The organism is Microbacterium sufflavum, from assembly GCF_023101165.1.
In the GTDB taxonomy this organism is placed as follows: domain Bacteria; phylum Actinomycetota; class Actinomycetes; order Actinomycetales; family Microbacteriaceae; genus Microbacterium; species Microbacterium sufflavum.
Genome location: NZ_CP078076.1, coordinates 923,036 through 938,518, shown reverse-complemented (window position 1 = coordinate 938,518; position 15,483 = coordinate 923,036). Strand labels below are relative to the sequence as shown.

Annotated in this window: 20 protein-coding genes; 5 read left to right on the top strand and 15 right to left on the bottom strand. The window is 71.5% G+C overall.

Translation table 11 applies throughout. The features are described from left to right. Window positions 1-513 carry a hypothetical protein gene (locus tag KV394_RS04755; RefSeq protein WP_247982433.1) on the top strand — a complete coding sequence of 171 codons (513 nt, stop codon included), beginning with the start codon at window positions 1-3 and terminating at the stop codon, window positions 511-513. Here KV394_RS04755 and KV394_RS04750 read toward each other — a convergent pair. Further along, window positions 422-1,045: a TetR/AcrR family transcriptional regulator gene (locus KV394_RS04750; protein WP_247982432.1), complete on the bottom strand. Its 624-nt coding sequence runs from the start codon at window positions 1,043-1,045 to the stop codon at window positions 422-424. The genes KV394_RS04755 and KV394_RS04750 overlap by 92 nt on opposite strands. Before the next feature lie 33 nt (window positions 1,046-1,078). Between KV394_RS04750 and KV394_RS04745 the strand changes: the two genes are divergently transcribed. Next, the gene (locus KV394_RS04745) at window positions 1,079-2,053 is read left to right on the top strand and encodes a DMT family transporter (RefSeq protein WP_247982431.1); all 975 of its coding nucleotides are present in this window, start codon (window positions 1,079-1,081) and stop codon (window positions 2,051-2,053) included. Here KV394_RS04745 and KV394_RS04740 read toward each other — a convergent pair. The 6 genes from KV394_RS04740 to KV394_RS04715 form a co-directional block, all read right to left on the bottom strand. Continuing rightward, window positions 1,993-2,220 (bottom strand): RNA-binding S4 domain-containing protein, encoded by a 228-nt coding sequence (locus KV394_RS04740; protein WP_136028492.1) that lies wholly within the window; start codon window positions 2,218-2,220, stop codon window positions 1,993-1,995. The genes KV394_RS04745 and KV394_RS04740 overlap by 61 nt on opposite strands. Before the next feature lie 30 nt (window positions 2,221-2,250). Further along, complete coding sequence (locus KV394_RS04735) at window positions 2,251-3,126, bottom strand: hypothetical protein (RefSeq protein ID WP_247982430.1); 876 nt, start codon at window positions 3,124-3,126, stop codon at window positions 2,251-2,253. 71 nt (window positions 3,127-3,197) lie between these two features. After that, on the bottom strand, window positions 3,198-4,514 hold the full coding sequence (locus KV394_RS04730; protein ID WP_247982429.1) for a sensor histidine kinase: 1,317 nt from the start codon (window positions 4,512-4,514) through the stop codon (window positions 3,198-3,200). After that, window positions 4,507-5,184, bottom strand: coding sequence for a response regulator transcription factor (locus KV394_RS04725; protein WP_136030477.1), 678 nt, complete (start codon window positions 5,182-5,184; stop codon window positions 4,507-4,509). Before KV394_RS04725 ends, KV394_RS04730 begins: the two co-directional genes overlap by 8 nt. Window positions 5,185-5,241: 57 nt before the next feature. Beyond that, entirely contained in the window at window positions 5,242-5,772 is a 531-nt protein-coding gene (locus KV394_RS04720; protein WP_247982428.1) for a putative immunity protein, read from the bottom strand. A gap of 2 nt (window positions 5,773-5,774) precedes the next feature. Next, window positions 5,775-6,215 carry a DUF6194 family protein gene (locus KV394_RS04715; protein WP_136036230.1) on the bottom strand — a complete coding sequence of 147 codons (441 nt, stop codon included), beginning with the start codon at window positions 6,213-6,215 and terminating at the stop codon, window positions 5,775-5,777. A 61-nt stretch (window positions 6,216-6,276) separates the two neighbouring features. On the opposite strand from KV394_RS04715, the gene KV394_RS04710 reads away from it, so the two are divergent. After that, on the top strand, window positions 6,277-7,080 hold the full coding sequence (locus KV394_RS04710; RefSeq protein WP_247982427.1) for a MerR family transcriptional regulator: 804 nt from the start codon (window positions 6,277-6,279) through the stop codon (window positions 7,078-7,080). After that, window positions 7,077-7,253 carry a hypothetical protein gene (locus tag KV394_RS04705; RefSeq protein ID WP_168387206.1) on the top strand — a complete coding sequence of 59 codons (177 nt, stop codon included), beginning with the start codon at window positions 7,077-7,079 and terminating at the stop codon, window positions 7,251-7,253. The genes KV394_RS04710 and KV394_RS04705 overlap by 4 nt, the downstream gene beginning before the upstream one ends. 6 nt (window positions 7,254-7,259) lie before the next feature. Here the strand turns inward: KV394_RS04705 and KV394_RS04700 are convergent, their stop codons facing one another. The 8 genes from KV394_RS04700 to KV394_RS04665 form a co-directional block, all read right to left on the bottom strand. Further along, window positions 7,260-8,642 carry an LLM class flavin-dependent oxidoreductase gene (locus KV394_RS04700; protein WP_247637978.1) on the bottom strand — a complete coding sequence of 461 codons (1,383 nt, stop codon included), beginning with the start codon at window positions 8,640-8,642 and terminating at the stop codon, window positions 7,260-7,262. An 83-nt stretch (window positions 8,643-8,725) separates the two neighbouring features. Next, window positions 8,726-8,983, bottom strand: a complete 258-nt coding sequence (locus KV394_RS04695) for a type II toxin-antitoxin system RelE family toxin (protein ID WP_247982426.1) — start codon at window positions 8,981-8,983, stop codon at window positions 8,726-8,728. Beyond that, window positions 8,980-9,228 carry a type II toxin-antitoxin system Phd/YefM family antitoxin gene (locus KV394_RS04690; protein ID WP_247982425.1) on the bottom strand — a complete coding sequence of 83 codons (249 nt, stop codon included), beginning with the start codon at window positions 9,226-9,228 and terminating at the stop codon, window positions 8,980-8,982. Before KV394_RS04690 ends, KV394_RS04695 begins: the two co-directional genes overlap by 4 nt. Window positions 9,229-9,275: 47 nt before the next feature. Further along, window positions 9,276-9,986 (bottom strand): nicotinamide riboside transporter PnuC, encoded by a 711-nt coding sequence (pnuC, locus tag KV394_RS04685; RefSeq protein ID WP_247982424.1) that lies wholly within the window; start codon window positions 9,984-9,986, stop codon window positions 9,276-9,278. A gap of 5 nt (window positions 9,987-9,991) precedes the next feature. Beyond that, the gene (locus KV394_RS04680; protein WP_247982423.1) at window positions 9,992-10,531 is read right to left on the bottom strand and encodes a GNAT family N-acetyltransferase; all 540 of its coding nucleotides are present in this window, start codon (window positions 10,529-10,531) and stop codon (window positions 9,992-9,994) included. 192 nt (window positions 10,532-10,723) lie between these two features. Further along, window positions 10,724-11,929: a hypothetical protein gene (locus tag KV394_RS04675; RefSeq protein ID WP_247982422.1), complete on the bottom strand. Its 1,206-nt coding sequence runs from the start codon at window positions 11,927-11,929 to the stop codon at window positions 10,724-10,726. Window positions 11,930-11,995: 66 nt separating this feature from the next. Beyond that, window positions 11,996-12,913 (bottom strand): DUF808 domain-containing protein, encoded by a 918-nt coding sequence (locus KV394_RS04670; protein WP_136031943.1) that lies wholly within the window; start codon window positions 12,911-12,913, stop codon window positions 11,996-11,998. Between the two features lie 50 nt (window positions 12,914-12,963). Continuing rightward, window positions 12,964-13,686 carry a FadR/GntR family transcriptional regulator gene (locus tag KV394_RS04665; RefSeq protein ID WP_240745299.1) on the bottom strand — a complete coding sequence of 241 codons (723 nt, stop codon included), beginning with the start codon at window positions 13,684-13,686 and terminating at the stop codon, window positions 12,964-12,966. A 128-nt stretch (window positions 13,687-13,814) separates the two neighbouring features. Between KV394_RS04665 and KV394_RS04660 the strand changes: the two genes are divergently transcribed. Then, window positions 13,815-15,413 (top strand): ABC transporter substrate-binding protein, encoded by a 1,599-nt coding sequence (locus tag KV394_RS04660; protein ID WP_247982421.1) that lies wholly within the window; start codon window positions 13,815-13,817, stop codon window positions 15,411-15,413. The last annotated feature ends 70 nt before the right edge of the window (window positions 15,414-15,483 follow it).

Here is a 15,483-nt window from a genome sequence, read left to right as displayed (position 1 = left end):
ATGACCGGCGGGCGTCTGACCACAGCACTGCGACTGCTGCTGCCCGCGTTCCTGCTCGGCGCGATGGTCGCCATCTCGTTCCTCGAGGCGCCGCTCAAGTTCCTGGCGCCGGGCGTGACCATCCCGATCGGACTCGGCATCGGGCGCCTGGTCTTCACCGCGCTCAACGTGCTCGCGGGTGCCGTGCTCCTCGTGCTGACGGTCGTCACGGTGCGGGCGCGCGCCGGGCGCACCGTCGGGGTGCTGCTCACCGCGATCTGGGTCGTGTTCGCCGTCGAGGTCGTCGTGATCCGCCCCGTGCTCAACCGCCGCAGTGATCTGGTGATCGCGGGGTCTGCCGCTCCCGGGACCGACGGGGCGCACTACGCCTACATCGCGGCCGACACGATCCTGGTCGTGCTGCTCGTGGCGCTCACGATCGTCACCGTGCGCTCGGTGCTGCCCGGTCCTGCGGCGACGCCGGCTCCAGGAGCGTCCGTGCGCAGTCCCGGGCCACGAGGAACGGACCGTTGAACGTCCCCATCCCGACCGTGACGATCGCCCCTTCGTAGAGCAGCATCATCGCCTCGGCACGCCGGTCCGGATGGTCGAAGCCCGCCTCGGCGAGCAGCTCGTGGAACACCGACAGCAGCCACGTCTTCTGCCGCGACGCCTCGGCGAGTACGAGGCGCTCGTCGTCTCCGCCGTCGATCTCCGCGCGGGCGTTGATCGCGCTGCACCCCTTGGGGCTGTTCTCGCCGGACCAGGTGATGGCGGCATCGAACACGGCGAGCACGCGGTCGACGCCCGGTTCCGGCACGCGGGCGAGGTGCGCGGCGACGTGATCGCGCCAGCGGGCGTCTCGGTGCTGGAGGTAGGAGACGACGAGCGCCTCCTTCGAGCCGAACCGGTCGTACAGCGTCTTCTTCGTCACTCCGGCGGCCGCCGCGATGGTGTCGACGCCGACGGTGTGGATCCCCCGTTCGTAGAACAGCCGGGACGCCGCGTCGAGCACGCGTTGTGCTCCCGGGGTCAGGGGAACGAGCTGCGGGGTCTCCTGGGGCATGACACGAGTATACCGCCCTGTATAGTCAGGATCATGAGTAAACAGATCGGTATACTTCATGGGGCGTTGACCGTGGCCGCCGCCGTCGCCTTCGTCGCCACGTGGAGCTCGGGTTTCGTGATCGCCGCCTTCGCCACGGCCGATACCTCCGCCCTCACCCTTCTCGTCTGGCGGTTCGTCCTCCTCGCGATCGTGCTGCTCCTTCTCGTCGGCGCGACCCGGGCGGCACGGGGTGTCACGCCGCGCGAACTCGGCGTCCAGGCCGCGATCGGGTTGTTCGCGCAGTTCGGCTACTGCGCCGCCGTGTGGGGCGCCGTCGCGGCCGGCATCGCCACCGGAACGGTCGCCCTCATCGACGCCGTGCAGCCGCTCGTCGTCGCCGCCCTGGTCGGCCCCCTCCTCGGCCTGCGCGTGCGCGGCGCCCAGTGGGCGGGGCTCGGGGTGGGTGCCATCGGCGTGGCCCTCGTCGTGCACTCCCAGCTCGGCTCCGCCGCGGCCACTCCCGCGGCCTACCTGCTGCCCGTGACCGCGATGGTGTGCCTCGTGATCGGCACGTTCCTCCAGCGGCGGTCGTCCGCGCACACGGGGGTCCTCGTGACCCTCGCCGTGCAGGTCACCGTCACGGCCGTCGTGCTGCTCGTGATCGCCCTGCTCGCCGGAGCGCTCGTCCCTCCGGCCACGGCGGGGTTCTGGATCTCGGTCGCGCTCGCCGCCGTGTTCCCGACGCTCGGCGCCTACGGTCTGTACTGGTGGCTGCTGCGTCGCGTGGGCATCACCGCACTGCAGGCCCTGCTGTTCCTCATCGCACCGGCCACCGCACTCGCCGGGGCACTGCTGCTGGGTGAGCCGTTGACCGTGCTCACCGTCGCCGGCTTCGTCCTGTGCGCCGGGGGTGTGACGCTCGTGCTCGCGGGCGAGCGGGAAGCGCGGACCGAGGGGGCGGAGGCTCAGGGCCGGACGCGCACCGCCCGGCCCTCGAACGCGACCACGTCGCCATCGTGCAGTTGACGACCACGGCGGCGGTCGACCTCACCGTTCACGGTCACGAAGCCGTCGATGATGACCTCCTTCGCGTCGCCGCCCGAATCGAGCAGACCGGCGAACTTGAGGAACTGGCCGAGGCGGATGACCTCACCGCCGATGGAGACCTCGTCGATCGGATCGGAGTTCGTCATGCCTGCATCGTATCGGCCGCCCGCCGCGTCTCAGTCGTCGAGGTCCGTGCCGACCACGGCGAAGGAGGCATCGAACTCGATGTCGACCGAGCGGTTGTCCGCCGTGAGCACGGAGGCGTCGTAGGGGCTCACATCGTCGGCGTCGACGTCGAGGTCGGTGATCATGCCGTCGGCCTCCGCGAGCGCGGCCTCGACCAGCGCCCGGATGGTCTCGTCGTCGAGCGTGAGCGTCGGCCCCGTGTCGTCGTCGTCCGCCTTCTCGGTCGCCACGACGGACGCCTTCAGGTCGTCGTCCACGCGCACGTCGCTCTCGTCGCCCGTGGCCGTGGTCAGCTGCACCTCCCACGTGCCGTCACGCTTCGCGTCGATCGAGGTCACCTCGCCGTCCGCGGCTGCACGCGCCGCCTCGGCGATGTCGAGCAGCTCGTCGATCGAGGCCGTGCCGATACCGGTCACCGGTCCACCCGCACCGGCCGGCCGGCCGTCGCGGTCGCCCTCGCGCGGACCGTCGTCGTCGCGGGGGCCGTGGTCGCCGTCGCGGTGGTCGCCGTGGCGCGGTCCCTCCATCGACGGGTGGTCGTCGTCGCCGAACTCATCGCCGATCGCCGCGCCGACAGCCACCCCGCCACCCGCGAGCAGCACGGCCGCGGCGATGCCACCGCCGATGAGCAGGGCGCGCTTGCGTCCGGGCTTCGCCGGGGGAGTCGCCTCGCCTGCGGGCGCCGTGGAAGCGGGGGCGGGCTGGGCGGCGGCGGGCGCGGTCGGCTCGACCGGAACGGTGGGGGCGTCGGCGGCGGGGGTCGCGTCGGGCTGCGCGGGGGCCGGGCTCTGCGCGGCGGCGGGCTGCTCCGGGGTGCCGGGCTGCTCCGGGGTGGGGTTCTCGGGGGTGGGGTTCTTGTCGTCCATGTCCCGATGGTCTCGCGGGGGCGCTGAAGCCACCCTGAAGCGTCCTGAAGCGCTCTTCAGGAACCGCGCCGTCAGTCCGCCGACGGCAGGGTCACGACGAACCGAGCCCCGCCCCATCGCGAGTCGTCCACCGTGACGGTGCCGTGCGCCGCGGTCGCGATGCTGCGGGCGATCGCCAGGCCCAGACCGCTGCCGCCCGCATCACGGCTGCGCGCCTCGTCGAGTCGCACGAACCGCTCGAAGATCCGCTCCCGCTCGGCCGCCGGCACGCCCGACCCGTCGTCCTCCACGGTCAGGAACACGTGCTGCTGCACCGTGGTGACCCCGATCGCCAGACGACCGCGGGCGTGGCGGGCGGCGTTGTCGGCGAGGTTGCGCACGAGCTGCGCGAGCAGCCGGGGGTCGCCCGACACCCGGGCGGCGCCGATGCCCGACCCGTCCACGTCGAGCCCCGCCGCGCGCAGGCGTCGCACCTCGGTGAGGGAGATGTCGTCGAGGTCCACCGGCTCCGCGGCACCCGCCACCCCCTCGTCGAGGCGGGCCAGCAGCAGCAGCGACTCGACGATGCCCTGCAGGCGCAGGCCCTCCTCCGACACCACGTCGGCGAGCTCGCGGATGCTCGTGACCTCGGGGTGCGACTGTGCCAGCTCGGCGTGCTGACGGATGGTCGCGAGCGGCGACCGCAGCTCGTGCGAGGCGTCGGACACGAAGCGGCGCTGGGCGGTCGCGGCGGCGTCGAGCCGGTCGAGCATGCCGTTCATCGTGGTCGCGAGGGACGCGATCTCGTCGCCCGTGTCGGGCACGGGCACGCGGCGGTCGAGGCGCTCCGCCGTGATGCCGTCGACCTCCGTGCGGATGCGCGAGACCGGACGCAGGGCCCGCCCCGTGACGAGCCAGGTGGTCGCGGCGACGAGCACCAGCAGGGCGGGGACGGCGACGGCCAACAGTGTCGCGACCGTGGCGAGCGTCTCCGCGTCGTCCTCCATCGGCACCGCCAGCACCAGGCTCTCACCGTCGTCGAGGTCGTCCGACACGACCACCATCCGCTCGCCGTCGATCACGAAGCTGCGCGGGTCGTCATGCACGGGCAGCGACCCCGATCCGAGGAGCTCCTGCGCCTCCTCGCTCGCGCGACGCACGGTCCCGTCGCGTCCGATCAGCTGCACGATGTCGTCGTCGAGCAGCTCGGGACCGGGGCGCCCCGGACCCTCGAAGCGCTGCACCAGCTCCTCCAGGCGCTGCTCGGCGGCGCGCTCCCTGGCGCCGTGGATGCTCGCGCTGAGCACGCCGTAGAAGGAGAAGGCGCCGATCAGCAGGGCCACCGCCACCACCACCGTCGCGCCGAGCGTCGTCCGGCCGCGCACCGAACGGAGGAACCGGCTAGCCACCGTCGGCCGCCAGCCGGTAGCCCGCCCCGCGGATGGTCTCGATGGCCGCGCGCCCGAACGGCTTGTCCACCTTGCGCCGCAGATGGCCGACGTACACCTCGACGATGTTCGGGTCGCCGTCGAAGTCGTCGTCCCAGACCCCCGCGATCAGGTCGCGCTTGGAGAGCACCTGGCCGCGGTGCCGCATCAGGTGCTCGAGCACCGCGAACTCCCTGGCCGTGAGGCTGATCGGCGTGTCGCCGCGCCACACGTGATGCGCCGCGGGATCCAGGCGCAGATCCCCGGCCTCCAGCACGGTGGGACGGGCCACGGCCCCGCGGCGCACCAGGGCCCGCAGCCGTGCGACCAGGATCGCGAACGAGAACGGCTTCGTGACGTAGTCGTCGGCGCCGGTCTCGAGGGCCTCGACCTGATCCCACTCGCCGTCCTTCGCGGTGAGCATGAGCACGGGCGTCCAGTTCTCCTCCGCCCGCAGCGCCTCGCACACCTTCCATCCGCTCATGCCGGGCATCATCAGGTCGAGCACGATCGCGTCGTACCGCGTCTCCCGTGCCCGCCACAGTCCGTCGACCCCGTTGTGTGCCACGTCGACCGCGAAGCCCTCGGCCTCGAGCCCCCGACGCACGCCCTCCGCCAGGCGCACCTCGTCGTCCACCACCAGGATCCGCATCACCCCAGTGTGGCGGCTCGACGCTGAATCGCCGCTGAAGCGCGGCGTGCAGCGGGGTCAGGCGAGTGCGGCCTGCACCCGCCGGATCACCGCGCCGAGGTCGCCTGCGGCCAGCAGCCCGGGGCCGAGCGGTCCGGCGGTGTCGGTGCCGAGGAGGGGCAGGGAGCGCAGGGCCGAAGCTGCGGCGGGGGAGAGGAGGGCGAGCTGCTGCGTCACCTCCCGGTCGCGGGCGCGGGGGTCGTCGGGATGCGCGAGCCCCACGGCGACCGCGGCATACGCGGCCGCCCCGAGTGCATGCGCTCCCATGTGCGCCACCCCCGCGGCCTGGGCGGCGGCACGCGCGGCCGCTCGTCCGGCCGGGGTCGCGGCACTCCCCGCCGCCCGGCCCGCCACGAACCGCCGCCGGATCTCACCCGCGGCGGAGAGCTCCCCGCGCGCGAAGGCCCTGGTCCTGGCGATGGCGTCGCGCGGGCGGTCATCGCCGGGGGCCTCCGCCTCGAACAGCGGCAGCACGCGGTCGGCGCAGTCCGCGGCCCACACGGCGACGGTCCGGCGCTGCCCCTCGGTCATGCCCTGAGCGGTGCCCACGGTCACCGCCCTCGGCGCTCGGCCCGGCGGCGGGCGGTGTCGTGTGCTTCGCGGAGCAGGTCGAGCACGGTGTCGGCGGTCCGCTCGCCCGGTTCGATCACGCAGACCCACCCCGCGTCGCCGTACAGCGGATGGCGGCGGAACACGTCGGACGCTGTCGGCTCGGGGTCGGACGGCACCAGGGCCGCGGCGCGCTCCCGGCCGACGTGGATGTTGACGCGGAACCGTCCGGTCGCGGTGAGGTCCGACGACGCGTCGTCCGGGTAGTCCTTCGTGATGATGGTGCCGAAGGGCTGCGTGCGCTCGGGCATCCGTCCGTCGGGGGCGAAGAAGAAGTAGGCGTCGCCCCACGACAGCTCAGGGAACTCGCTCCCCGGCTGCGGTGTCATGGCGAGCGCGCCGTCGAACGATCGCACGGCCTCGATGATCTGCTGTCTGTCCATGCTTCAATGGTCCGGTTGCAGTGCTTATGGAGACTTGGCTGCGGAGAACAGGGGGTTATGGGTGAGCAACCCTCCAGAGCGGGTCAGGAGCACGGCGGAGATCGGTCGGAGCGTCGGCTATTCGGTGCAGCAGGTCCGCGACCTGGAGCGGCTCGGCATCATTCCCCCGGCGGTCCGCGCGGCGAACGGCTACCGGCGCTACGGTGCACGGCACGAGACCGCGGCGCGGGCGTACCGGCAGCTCGCCGCGGCCATCGGTCCGGTGGCGGCCCGCGCGCTCATGCCGATGCTCATCCGGTCGTCGGTCGAACGGGCCGCCGAGCGCATCGATGCCCTCCACGCCGACCTCGCCGACGAGCGCACCCGGGTGCGGGAGGCGCTGCGCGGTCTGGAGGTCGCGGTGTCCGACGCCGACGACGTGTTCGACGACGCCGACGAGATGACGGTCGGTGAGCTCGCCCAGGCTCTCGGCGTGCGGACCTCGGCGCTGCGCCACTGGGAGCGCGAGGGGCTCATCCGCCCGATGCGCGACGGCAGGAGCGCCCGCCGCTACGGCTCGGGCGCGATCACCGAGGCCCGCGTGGTCGCCGCACTCCGGTCGGGCGGCTATGGGATCCCGGCCATCACCCGGATCCTGGAGGAGCTGCGGGCGCACGGCGAGAGCGGAGGGCTGCAGAGCATCCTCGCCGCCCGGCTCGACGCCCTCACCCGCCGCAGCGTCGCGCTGCTGGCGGCGGCGGGCAGCCTGCATGCACTGCTCGCCGACACCGAGCGCGCGGGCGGCGCGGACACCGCGACGTCCGCCGGAGCTGGCGGTCCGGGAGGGGAGGATCCCGCGGCCCGCGCCCCTAGGCTGGACGTATGACCAAGAACATCTGGACCGTGCTCGGCGTGATCCTCGCTGTCGTGATCGCGTGGTGGATCGTCAGCGCCCTGTTCTCGGTGCTGTGGTTCATCGCGAAGCTCGCGATCGTCGCGGTCGTGGCCGTCGTGGTGTTCCTCGTGCTGCGGAACCTGTTCGCCCGCGACGCCGACTGACGCCGCTCAGGCCCGCGCCGCCGCCCCCACGCGGTACTGCGCGGCGCGGTGCGTGTCCTGCACGCGGTCGCCGCGCCCGTGGAGCTTGTGGCGCAGCGTGCCGGGCGTGTACTCCTCGGGGTACGCGCCGCGCTCGCGCAGCACCGGGATCACATGCTCGATCACGTCCTGCCACGTGCCGGGCGTGACCGCGTAGGCGAGGTTGAAGCCGTCGATGTCGGTCTGCTCCACCCACGACTGCAGCTCGTCGGCGATCTCCTCGCCCGAGCCGACGACCGTGGGTCCGAGTCCGCCGATGGCGTTGTGCCGCCCGAAGTCGCCGACCGTCCACTCCCGGCCGAGATCCGCCTCCTCCTTCAGGTGCTGGAGCACCGACTGGATCGCGTTGGACTCCACGTTCCCCACGGGTTCGTCTTCGCCGTACTGCGACAGGTCGACGCCCATCCAGCCCGACATGAACGTGAGGGCCCCCTCGGGACTCGCATACGACAGGTACTCCGCGTGCTTCGCGGTCGCCTCCTCGCTCGTCGCCGCCGTGATCACGGTCAGCAGCGTGTAGATGCGGGCGTCGTAGCGGTCGCGACCCGCCGCCTCGAGGGCGTCGCGGATGCGCTTCACGGTGCCGGCCAGCACCTCCTTCGACGGGGCGGCGACGAAGATCGCCTCGGCGTTCTCGGCCGCGAACCGCACGCCGCGGGGGCTCGCACCGGCCTGGTAGATGACGGGGGTGCGCTGCGGCGACGGCTCGGAGATGTGAATGCCCGGCACGCGGAAGTGGGTGCCCTCGTGCCGGATCGGGTGCACCTTGGCGGGGTCGGTGAAGATGCCGCGCTCGCGGTCCTCGACCACGGCGTCGTCCTCCCACGACCCCTCCCACAGCTTGTACAGCACCTCGACGTACTCGTCGGCGTGGTCGTAGCGGTCGTCATGACCGAGCTGATCCTCCTGGCCCATGTTGCGGGCGGCGCTGGGGAGGTAGCCGGTGACGACGTTCCAGCCGATGCGGCCCTGCGTCAGGTGGTCGAGCGTGCTGAGCCGCCGTGCGAACGGGTAGGGGTGCTCGAACGCCGTGCCGGCCGTGATGCCGAAGCCGAGGTGCTCGGTCACGGCGGCCATCGCGCTCACCAGCAGGATCGGGTCGTTCACCGGCACCTGGGCGCCATTACGGATCGCGGCCTCGTTGGTGCCGCCGTACACGTCGTAGGTGCCGAGCACGTCGGCGATGAAGATGCCGTCGAAGGTCGCGCTCTCCAGCAGTGTCGCCAGCTCGGTCCAGTACGAGATCGTGTTGTACTGCCGCGACCGGTCGTCGGGGTGCCGCCACAGCCCGGACGACTGGTGGGCGACGCAGTTCATGTCGAAGGCGTTGAAGCGGATCTGTCGGGTCATGCGACCCATGAAACGGGACACACGGGGCCGCGGTCGAGCACCGCCGACACGCACCGAAACAATCGCGAGGGCGGCGGTCAGGGTCAGCGGTCGTAGACGTCGCGGCGGTGCCCGAGGGTCACGACCGCGACGATCAGCACCTCGTCATGCACGGTGTAAATGATGCGGTAGTCGCCGACGCGGACGCGGAGGCCGTCGCGGCCCTGCAGCGCCTTCGCGCCCGGCGGCCGCGGATTCTCACCGAGGAGGGCGATCGCACCGCGGATCCGATCGCGGTGCTGGTGATCGATCTTCTTCAGGGCGCGGACGGCAGCGGGGCGCAGTTCGATGCGGTAGCTCACGACCAGCCCAGGTCGGCCTTCACCTGGGACCACGGGATGCTCGGGCCCTCCTCGGCCATGGCCTCGTCGAAGGCGGCCACGTCCTCCGCGTCCTCGAGCGCCTCCATCATGCGTTCGTACTGCTCGGGACTGATCACGACGGCGGCGAGCTGCCCGCGACGTTCGATGAACACCGCCTCCTTCTGGGAGTCGGTGATGACCGTGGAGAGGTTGCTGCGCGCATCGGCGACGCTGATCGTGGACATAAGGCCATTGTACGTTTCGGGGGCTGAAATGTACATCCGCAACGAGGTCAGAGGGCGTCCTCGTCGAGGCGTCGAGGGCTGGGGTCGGGAGGCAGGATCTCGATCCCGTGGTCGGCACGGCGCTGCGCCCGCCACCAGATCACGAACCCGACCGCGGTGAACACGCCGTAGAACACGTACATGAGGCCGGTCGCGTAGTAGCCGGAGCTGAACAGCAGCGGCACGCCGACCACGTCCACGGCGATCCAGATGAGCCAGAACTCCGTCCACCCCTTCGCCATGCCGTACGTGGCCAGGAGCGAGCCGACGAACGTCCAGGCGTCGGCCCACACCGGCTCCCACGACCCGAGCGCGCGGAACACCGGGGTGAGCGCGACCGTGCCGACGATCATCACCAGCACGATTCCGACGCGGGCGCTCGTCGGCGCCCACCGCGGCACCACGCGGCCGCCCTCGGCGTTGCGCCAGCGGATCCAGCCGTACACCGCGACGGCGATGAACATGACCTGGCGGCCGGCCTGGCCGAGCAGGTGGGGGAGCGAGGGGTCGGGGCTGAGCGCCGAACCGAGGAACACGGTCAGCAGCAGCAGGTTGCCGACGATGCCGACCGGCCACGCCCACACCTTGCGCCGCATGCCGCCGAGCGCGCTCGCCAGCCCGAACGCGTTGCCCACCACTTCGCGCACCAGCAGGGTCTGCCCGCCCGGCAGCAGCCACTGCGAATTGAAGGCGTCGATGAGCCACTGCAGCAGGTCCACCGGCGTCAGTCCTCGGTGCCGGGGCGCGCGTCGGGCGAGGGGCGGTCGTCGAGCACGAGCTGCAGCATGCTGAGGTCGAGCCAGCGGCCGAACTTCGCGCCCACCTGCGGCATGCGTCCGACCTCGCGGAAGCCGAGGCGCTCGTGCAGGGCGATCGACGCCGCGTTCCCGCTCTCCACCCCGCCGATCATCACGTGCATCCCGGCGGTGCGCGCGTGAGCGATGAGCTCCTCCATGAGCGTTCGGCCGATGCCGCGGCCGCGCTGATCACCCCGCACGTAGACGGAGTGCTCGACCGTGAGCCGGTAGCCGCTGTGCGGCCGCCACTGCGCGTACGACGCGTAGCCGAGCACGCCGGTGTCGTCGGCGGCGACGATCACCGGGTACCCGCGGGCGGTCCGGTCGGCGAGCCACGCGGCGCGGTCGGCGCGGTCCACCGCCTCCTCGTTCCAGATCGCCGTGGTGTGCACGACGGCGTGGTTGTGGATCTCGGTGATCGTGTCGAGGTCGGCATCGTGGGCTGGCCTGAGCTGCACGGCGGTCATGGGGCGCTCACCAGCAGGGTCGAGACGGGGATGCAGTCACGTTCCGCACTCTATCGGGGGTGACCAGCGCATCGCGTCATGGACAGGGTGGGGAACAGGCCCGCGGGGTCGAGGCCGACCGATTCGGCGCGGCCCGCCGGGGGTGAAGCGCAGCGCCCGGGCTGGTCGGGCGACCCGCCGTGGCCCCGGCGGTCAGCCGATGCGCTCGGAGTCGGACAGCGCAGCGCGGACGAGGATCGCGCGCCGCATGTCGGCCACGATCGGTTCCGAGAAGCGGGCGCGGTAGCGGCTCTCGCTCACGGCCGAGAACACGAACGGCAGCGCCGAGACGATGGCGACCAGCGTCGCCGCCTTGAGGAGGTTGACCGTGAGCGGAAGTGCCACGCCCTGCACCACGAGCGGCTGCACCACGAGCGCGTGCACCGACGTGGGATCACCCAGCCAGGTCTGCGCGAGATCCGGAGGAACGGCGATCGCCCCGATGAGAACGAGCAGCACGGCGAGCAGCAGAGCAAAGACGGCCGCCTGGACGAGGTGCGCGAGGGTCATCGCGAGCAGCAGGTTGATCCGCTGGGGACGGCCGACGGTCGACGCTGGATCCGTCGACGCCGGGCGACCCTCGGCCGGTGTGCCCCGCAGCAGGTCGCGCTCCTCGTCGACGGTGAGCGCGAGCGTCGCCGGGTCGACCTCGGTCGCGCTCACCTGCAGCACGACCGCGCCGGCGAGCGCGGCCACCACCAGTGCCAGGAGCCCGAGCGCGGACCACGACAGCACGGATGCCATCTGCCAGACCTCGACCGAGAAGAACGCGAACAGCACGAGCATGAGGATGACGGGAAGTGCGATGGTCGCCATGTGCCCGATCGCGGCGAGGTTGCGGGCTGCGAGCCTCGTCGCCCACGACAGCAGCGCGCCGCCGCCGAACGCGACCAGCAGCACGCTCCCGGCGACGATCGAGAGGGCTTCCGCGACCGGCGCTGCGGGCGCGCCCTCGGTGACGCCTCCTTCGAGCATCACGCCGGCAGCGCAGAGAGCGATGACCACCATCGCGGCCGCCGTGCGTCGAACCCCGCGCAGGTGGCGGAGCGTGACGCGCACCACGGCGAACCCGGCCCAGGCGAGGACGAGACTGGTCAGCAGCGCGGCGAGGATCGCGAACGCGAGGCCCGTGCCGTCCTTGGTCTCCACGAGCAGGTGCAGGGCGAACGAGAAGTCGTCGATCCCGTCGCCCGCGAGGGTCCAGTAGACGGACGCGGCGGCGATGAGCGGCGCCGACCGCGGCACGATGTCATGGAACCAGCGACGCCAGGGCACGAAGGTGGGGAGCCCCTGCGCCCGGAACCACCGGTCTGCAGCGAAGGAGGTGACGGTGATCGGCGACGGCGGACGTGGGCGCATCGGTGAAATCTAACATTTCACCCCGAACATCCCCTGGTGCGATCGATCTCCCCGGGTGCGATCCGCTCAGGCGTGGACGTCGGCGGGGGAGGTCTCGCCCTCGTGGAAGCTCGGCTTCTTGCCGAAGAGGCGCGCGATGCCCAGCACGATCCCGACGATCACGAGGCCCCACACGAGGCCGGCGATCGCGGAGATGAGGGTGTCGACGATCCACACCACGACGCCGCCGAGGGGTTCGAGCGCGTGCTCGACCGCGTGCAGCACGTCGGCGGGGGCGTGCAGGCCGACCTCGCCGAGGTTGATCAGCACCAGGTGACCGCCGACCCAGAGCATCGCGACCGTGCCCAGCACGCTGATGAAGCGGAACACCGCCGGCATCGACCGCACGATCCGGGTGCCGGTGTGGCGCACCCGCTGCACCGGGTTCTTCGCCATCTTCAGGCCGATGTCGTCGATCTTCACCAGCAGCGCGACCACCCCGTACACGGCCACCGTCATCAGCAGCGCGATCACGGCGAGGATCGCCAGTGTCGACCAGACGTCGAGGCCCTTGTCGAGGCTGGCCAGCGAGATGAGCATGATCTCGGTCGACAGGATGAGGTCGGTGCGGATGGCGCCGAACACGAGCTTGCGCTCGTCGCGCGCGCCCTCGTCGGCATGACCGTGCTGCACCCCGAACCACTCGAGCACCTTCTCGGCGCCCTCGAAGCACAGGTAGGAGCCGCCCAGGATCAGCAGGTACGGGAGCACCCACGGGGCGAATGCCGTGAGCAGCAGCGCGATCGGGATGATGATGACGAACTTGTTCACCAGCGACCCGAGCGCGATCTTCCCCACCACCGGGAGCTCACGCGCCGGCGTGATGCCCTGCACGTACTGCGGGGTGACGGCGGCGTCGTCGATCACGACGCCGGCGGCCTTGGCGGAGGCCTTCATGGCCGCGCTCAGGATGTCGTCGACGACGGCGAGCAGTCCAACGGACATGGCAGTCCTCTTTCCGGTGGGGGGGAAGGTCAGACTACCGACTCCCTGGGTCAGGCCCGTGCGTCCTCCGCGGTGGCGAGCACGCGCTGCAGCGGCTGGTAGTGCTCGATGACAGCCCGGCGGTACCGCTCCACGTCGCCGGCGCGTGCCGCGTCGAGCATGTCGCCGTGCGCCTGGGCGGTCTGGGTGATGTCGTCGGGCTGGGCGATGCCGAGCTGCGGGAGCACCGCGGTGTGCACGTCCCAGAACGCGCCGACGAGCTGTCCGACCAGGCGGTTGTCGATCGCGCCGAACAGCCGCGTGTGGAAGGCCCTGTCCTCTTCGAGGAAGTACTCGCCGCGCCCGGCCTTGTCGACCATGTCGGCCACGAGCTCGTCCAGCTCCGGATCCTCCTGTGCCTGGGCGGCCTCGACCACGCGCTCGGCCATCGACAGGTCGAGGGCGAGGCGCACCTCCACCACCTCGCGCAGCGCCTGCAGCGACCCCTCGGGCGAGAGCACGCCGCGGAACACGAGCGCCTCCACCATCGGGTCGAGCGACATCGGGCCGACGTAGGTGCCGTGGCCGTGGCGGACGTCGACGATGTCGAGCGTGGAGAGCGTGCGGATGGCCTCGCGGACGGAGGAGCGCGACACGTCGAGTTCCTCGCACAGCTCGGCCTCGGTGGGCAGCGGGTCGCCGGGGGTGAGCCCGCGCGTGAGGATGAGCTGCTTGATCTGGTCGGCCGTCGTGGCACGGCGCATGCGCGATGCCCTCCCCGTGGTGGACTTCATGGGGCCCCTCTCGTGCCTGACAGAAAACGCTCCGATCATCTCACTCTTGTGATCTGATCGAACGTGTGTTTAGAGTACATCAGACATCAGATGTCCTCAAGATGTCCCCCCTTCACCCTGGAGCACACATGAACCGACACATCACCCGCCGCCGCGCGGGTCGATTCGCGATGGCGGTCGCCGGCACGGTCGCCGCGTCCCTCGCCCTCGCCGGCTGCGGCGGCGGCGCCGCCAGCACGCCGGACGAGAGCCCCGCCGCGAGCGAGGTCGACCCCGACGGCATCATCGAGGCCGGCATCTCCTACACGCTCAACGGCAGCTTCGACCCGATGGTCGCCTCCGGCGCCGTCACGGTCTCCGCCAACTGGCACATCTTCGAGGGCCTCGTCGACCTCGACCCGGTCACGCAGGAGGCCGCCCCCGCGCTCGCCGCCGACTTCCCGACCAAGGTCGACGACACCACCTACGAGATCGACCTCCGCGAGGGCGCCACGTTCCAGAACGGCGACCCGGTCACCGCCGACGACGTGGTCTTCAGCTACGAGCGCGTGCTCGACCCGGCCAACAACTCGCTGTTCCGCTCGTTCGTCGACTTCATCGACACCGTCACCGCCGTCGACGAGGACACCGTCCGCATCACCACCGACTACCCGTTCTCGCTGATCGACGACCGCCTCGGCGTCGTCAAGATCGTGCCGAAGGCCGTGGTCGAGGCCGACCCCGAGGACTTCGGCGCGAACCCCGTCGGATCCGGCCCGTACTCCCTGGTCTCCGCGGTGCCCGAGGACAAGCTCGTCTTCGAGCGCTACGACGACTACAACGGCCCGCGCCCCGCGCTCGCCGCCGGCATGAACTGGAACCTGCTCGCCGACGCCTCCGCCCGCGTCACCGCGATGTCGACCGGCACCGTGCAGGCCATCGAGGACGTGCCCTACATCGACGCCGACGCGCTCGCCGCCTCCGCCGAGGTGGAGAGCGTGCAGTCGTTCGGCCTGCTGTTCATGATGTTCAATACGAAGGCCGCGCCCTTCGACGACGTGCGCGTGCGCCAGGCGCTGCACTACGCGCTCGACATGGACAAGATCATCGAGACCGGCATGCTCGGCAACGCCACGCCCGCCACCTCGTTCCTGCCCGAGGACTACCCGAACTACCACGAGGCGTCCACCGTCTACACCTACGACCCCGACAAGGCGAAGGAGCTGCTCGACGAGGCCGGGGTCTCCGACCTCGCCATCACGCTCCGCATGACCGACACCGGCTGGGTCAAGGAGGTCGCCCCGCTCATCAAGGAGTCGCTCGACGCGATCGGCATCGACACCACGCTCGACATCAGCCAGTCCGCGTCGATGTACGAGAAGATCGACTCCGGCGACTACACCGTCGCCATCGCCCCCGGTGACCCGTCGGTGTTCGGCGTCGACCCCGACCTGCTCATGAACTGGTGGTACGGCGAGAACGTCTGGACCCAGACGCGCACCGCCTGGGCCGACTCGCCCGAGTACGCCGAGCTGCGCACGCTCCTCGACACCGCCGTGACCCAGGAGGGCGACGAGCAGCAGAAGACCTGGGACCAGGCGTTCGACCTGATCTCCGACCAGGCCGTGCTGTACCCGCTGTTCCACCGCAAGCTGCCCACCGCCTGGAGCAGCCAGGAGCTCGTCGGCTTCCAGCCCGTCCCCACCACCGGCCTGTCGTTCCTCGACGTCGGCGTGGCGGCGAAGTAGCCCCGGCCCCACCCCGCGGGGGCGCGCTCGCCCGAAGAGCGCGTCCCCGCCACCACCCCCACCCGGAAGG

What these genes read in the sequence shown, in the direction of transcription:
- KV394_RS04755 (WP_247982433.1), top strand. Translation starts at nt 1, where the DNA reads ATGACCGGCGGGCGTCTGACCACAGCACTGCGACTGCTGCTGCCCGCG.
- KV394_RS04750 (WP_247982432.1), bottom strand. Translation starts at nt 1,045, where the DNA reads ATGCCCCAGGAGACCCCGCAGCTCGTTCCCCTGACCCCGGGAGCACAA.
- KV394_RS04745 (WP_247982431.1), top strand. Translation starts at nt 1,079, where the DNA reads ATGAGTAAACAGATCGGTATACTTCATGGGGCGTTGACCGTGGCCGCC.
- KV394_RS04740 (WP_136028492.1), bottom strand. Translation starts at nt 2,220, where the DNA reads ATGACGAACTCCGATCCGATCGACGAGGTCTCCATCGGCGGTGAGGTC.
- KV394_RS04735 (WP_247982430.1), bottom strand. Translation starts at nt 3,126, where the DNA reads ATGGACGACAAGAACCCCACCCCCGAGAACCCCACCCCGGAGCAGCCC.
- KV394_RS04725 (WP_136030477.1), bottom strand. Translation starts at nt 5,184, where the DNA reads ATGCGGATCCTGGTGGTGGACGACGAGGTGCGCCTGGCGGAGGGCGTG.
- KV394_RS04715 (WP_136036230.1), bottom strand. Translation starts at nt 6,215, where the DNA reads ATGGACAGACAGCAGATCATCGAGGCCGTGCGATCGTTCGACGGCGCG.
- KV394_RS04705 (WP_168387206.1), top strand. Translation starts at nt 7,077, where the DNA reads ATGACCAAGAACATCTGGACCGTGCTCGGCGTGATCCTCGCTGTCGTG.
- KV394_RS04700 (WP_247637978.1), bottom strand. Translation starts at nt 8,642, where the DNA reads ATGACCCGACAGATCCGCTTCAACGCCTTCGACATGAACTGCGTCGCC.
- KV394_RS04690 (WP_247982425.1), bottom strand. Translation starts at nt 9,228, where the DNA reads ATGTCCACGATCAGCGTCGCCGATGCGCGCAGCAACCTCTCCACGGTC.
- KV394_RS04680 (WP_247982423.1), bottom strand. Translation starts at nt 10,531, where the DNA reads ATGACCGCCGTGCAGCTCAGGCCAGCCCACGATGCCGACCTCGACACG.
- KV394_RS04675 (WP_247982422.1), bottom strand. Translation starts at nt 11,929, where the DNA reads ATGCGCCCACGTCCGCCGTCGCCGATCACCGTCACCTCCTTCGCTGCA.
- KV394_RS04670 (WP_136031943.1), bottom strand. Translation starts at nt 12,913, where the DNA reads ATGTCCGTTGGACTGCTCGCCGTCGTCGACGACATCCTGAGCGCGGCC.
- KV394_RS04665 (WP_240745299.1), bottom strand. Translation starts at nt 13,686, where the DNA reads ATGAAGTCCACCACGGGGAGGGCATCGCGCATGCGCCGTGCCACGACG.
- KV394_RS04660 (WP_247982421.1), top strand. Translation starts at nt 13,815, where the DNA reads ATGAACCGACACATCACCCGCCGCCGCGCGGGTCGATTCGCGATGGCG.